Origin of the sequence: Endozoicomonas sp. SESOKO2, assembly GCF_024606245.1 — a bacterium.
In the GTDB taxonomy this organism is placed as follows: domain Bacteria; phylum Pseudomonadota; class Gammaproteobacteria; order Pseudomonadales; family Endozoicomonadaceae; genus Endozoicomonas_A.
On record NZ_JAHHPQ010000621.1, the window covers coordinates 1 to 3,881 of the forward strand.

The following is a 3,881-nucleotide window of genomic DNA, read 5'->3' on the forward strand; positions in this document are numbered from 1 at the left end:
ACCAGAATGCAAGGATAGAATTATTAAACACTCATTCTTTGCGGCAATGCTGTTAATGCTACTGTCGTTGTCTGTCAGCTGTTCGGCCGGCTCGTTGACAAGACGTTTTATTTTCGAGCATAGACAGGATGTAGATTCTCTGAAACAAAATTTTTCTATAAAACGTGACTGGCATACGTTGTCGGGCAACCCGTCCGATATTGCCGATATAAACGACGATAAAGAAACAGATTTAGCACATGATAAAAAACGACATAGATCATTTAGTTATGGGATAAAAAAGAACATCATTGAGTCGATTTCGTGGCAATGGCTTTACGCTACGAATCTGCTGATTGCTTGCGAACTGATCCTGAACACAGAGGCCCATTTGAGCGTCACCCCCTATTTCTGGCTTCCTGTAGAAGTGGATGTCGCTGCCGGTTGGCTTTTAAAAAACTATAGCAACCCCGATACAAAGCCATTTGACCCGATTGAGCAACAGGCGAATCAGGGTCATCCGTTTGCAACCATCACTGCGGTGTTTGGCTCCGGAAATAATCCACCACAATGCCAGTCGTCAGAATCACCCAGCCAGCAAGCCCCGCAAACCACCCTCCCGCCTATAAGCTCTTTTATCAGCCCTTTTAATAATGGCTATAGCGGCGGTAACGGAGGCCATCAGCAACACCAGCACACTTTAGGTTTGAATTGTTTTACCCATCCCTGCCATGGGAGTTGTCACTTCCGCCTCTCATCCAATAGCAGTGAGCCTGCTGATTGGCCTATGAATCGTCTGGAAAGCTCATGGTTCCAATTGCCTGCTGGACACTGCTTAAGTGACATGGGGCATTTTGACCCTGCAAATGCTATGGCGTCCAGGCAAAACCCTCTTTTTAATACATTGAATGATCTTTCTGACATTCAGCTCTCATTCGATTCTGAGCCACTATTTGATGGCACTGATAGTGACCTTGAAGACTCAATCCAGAATGCTATTGATGCTACCGTGTCACTCAATGATGATGCGCCATTGCCCGGGTATTTGTCTTCCATCGCTGATGATGTTGAGGTCATTAATCGGTCACTCAATCTACAGAGTCTTCCCGAAGAAGACGGGATGGCCTTTACGCTTAACTATTCAGAAACACAACACACCACCTCGAAGTCATCCCAATTGGATCAGAGCCGACCCGATCTTTCCCAGACAGGCGCAGCACAAGCCACAGTCGACAGTGATCAAAGAATATGTGAGGAGACCGTTGTCGCGAAGGATGGCCAGCCAGGGGCATGCGGGAAGGTCTGCAAGAATGCCAGAGCCCTGATGAATCACAAAGGCAGATATCACACAGGGCAAAAAAACTGTGACGTGACCGTGGTCGGAAAGGATGGTCAATCACGGCCATGCGGGAAGGTTTGTAAGAATGCTGACGCCCTGGTGAATCACAAAAACAGATACCACAGCGAGCAAAAAATCTGTGAGGCGGCCGTGGTCGGGAAGGATGGCCAGTCACGGCCATGCGGGCGGCTCTGCAAGAGTGTTGGCGCCCTGGCGACTCACAGAAGCGGTTTTCACACCGGGCAAAAAACATGTGACGTGACCGTAGTCGGGGAGGATTGCCAGCAGCAGCCGTGCGGTAAGCTCTTCAAGAATGCTCGAGCTCTGTCGGATCACAAAAGCTTATGCCACGGTGAGCAACGAACCTGTGAAGTGATCGTGGTCGCGGAGCATGGTCAACCGCGACCATGCGGGAAGCCCTGCAAGAATGCCAGAGCCCTGAGGTATCATAAAAAACAAGACCACTGCGGACGAAAAGTTTGTAAAGTGATCATGGTCGGGAAGGATGGTCGGCAGCGACCGTGCGGGAAATACTTCAAGAATGTTCAAGCCCTGTCAACTCACAAAAGCGGATACCACAGCGGGGAACGAACCTGTGACATGAGCGTGGTCGGGGCGGGTGGTCAGCAGCGGCCATGTGGGAGAGTCTGCAAGAATTCTAAAGCCCTGTCGAATCACAAATACGCCGCCCACAGAGGGCAAAAATTCTGTGACGTGACTGAATGCCGGGAGGATGACCAGCAACGGCCAAGCGGGAAGGCCTACAAAAATTCACAATGCCTATGGGATCACAAAAGAAGACATCGAAAACGCAAGCCTGTTGATCTGAACGAGGACGATGAGCTTAGTCCATCAGCAGATAAAGTGAATAAGTGTGAAGACCAAGGGAAACTAACGGACTAATACATATAAGCTCGCTATTCTCCTCACAAAACCGAAATTTCAGCCTCAATTTTCTGCCGTCCTCGCAACGGGGCCGTTTGGAAGGGCACTGTTCTTTGTCAGCCTGCTGGATTTTGACATAAAGCACATCCATTTTCTTGATCTATCCTTCTTCTCTGTAAACCAGAATGCAAGGATAGAATTATTAAACACTCATTCTTTGAGGGAATACTGTTAACGCTGTTGTCGTTGTCTGTCGCCTGTTCGGCCGGATCGTTGACAAGATGTTTTATTTTCGAGCTTAAACAGGATTCAGATTCTCTAAAACAAAACTTTTCTATAAATCGTGACTGGCATACGTTGTCGGTCAACCTGTCCGATATTGCCCAAATAGACGACTATGCAGAACGAGATTTAGCACCTGATAAAAAACGACATAGGACATTTAATTATGGAATACAAAAGACCATCATTGAGTCGATTTCGTGGCAGTGGCTTTACGCTACGAATCTGCTGATTGCTTACGAACTGATCCTGACCACCAAACAGTTTCCCACGAGCGACACCCCTTATTTATGGCTTCCAACAGAAGTGGTTGCCGCTGTCGATTGGTTTTTAAAAAACTATTGTGTCCCCGATACACAGCTGTTTAACCCGATTGAACAACAGGCGAATCAGGATCACCCGTTTGCAACCATCATTACGGTGTTTGGCTCCGGAAATAATCCACCACAATACCAGTCATCAGAATCATTCAGCCAGCAAGCTCCACAAGCCACCCTTTCACCCATTAGTTCTTTAATTAGACCGCTGAATAATGACTATAGCGGTGGTAACGGAGGCTATCAGCAACAACAGCACACTTTGGGTTTAAATTGTTTCATCCATCCCTGTTATGGCTTTTGTCGATTCCGCCCCCCCCCCATCTGGTAGCAGTGGGCCCGCTGAGCGGCCCCTGAATACCTCTGAAAGCTCAGGCTCTCACTTGGCTACTGGACAGTGCTTTAGTTGCGTGGGGCATTATGATCCTGCAAATTCTATGAAGTTACGACAAAACCCTCTTTTCAAAACATTGAATGATCTTTCTGACATTCAGCTCCCATTCGATTCTGACCCACTAATTGATGGCATTGATGGCCACCTTACAGACTCAATCCAGAATGCCATTGAAGCTATCGGGTTACTCGATGATGATGTGCCAATGCTCAACCATTTGTCTTCCATCGCTGATGATTTTGAGGCCATTGATGGGTCACTCGATCCAGAGAGTCTTCTCAAAGAAGACGAGGTTGCCTTTACGCTTAACCATTCAGAAACACAACAAACAACCTCTAAGTCATCCCATTTGGATCAGAGCCAACCTCAGCTTTCCCGGGCAGGCGCAGCACAAGCCAAAGCCGACAGCGGTCAAAGAACCTGTGCGGTCTCCGCGGTCGGCAAGGATGGCCAGTCACGCGCATGCAGGAAGGTCTGCAATAATGCTCAAGCTCTGTTTGATCACAAAATCAAAGACCATGGCAAGCAACAAATCTGTGAAGTGATCGTGGTCGGGGAGGATCGTCAACAGCGGCCATGCGGAAAGGTTTGCAGGAATGCCATAGCCCTGATGATTCAAAAAAGACAAGAACACTCCGGGCAAAAAGTCTGTGAAGTGATCGTGGCCGGGGAGCATGGCCAGCAA

At 48.2% G+C, this 3,881-nt stretch carries 3 protein-coding genes; all 3 read left to right on the top strand.

Going from position 1 to position 3,881, the window contains the following annotated elements; translation table 11 throughout:
- Positions 1-2,221, top strand: a 2,221-nt coding sequence (locus tag KDK17_RS15340; RefSeq protein ID WP_257288445.1) for a hypothetical protein, incomplete at its 5' end; no start/stop codon positions are given.
- A gap of 255 nt (positions 2,222-2,476) precedes the next feature.
- On the top strand, positions 2,477-3,133 hold the full coding sequence (locus KDK17_RS15345; protein WP_257288446.1) for a hypothetical protein: 657 nt from the start codon (positions 2,477-2,479) through the stop codon (positions 3,131-3,133).
- Between the two features lie 106 nt (positions 3,134-3,239).
- On the top strand, positions 3,240-3,881 hold a 642-nt coding region (locus KDK17_RS15350; protein WP_257288447.1), incomplete at its 3' end, for a hypothetical protein.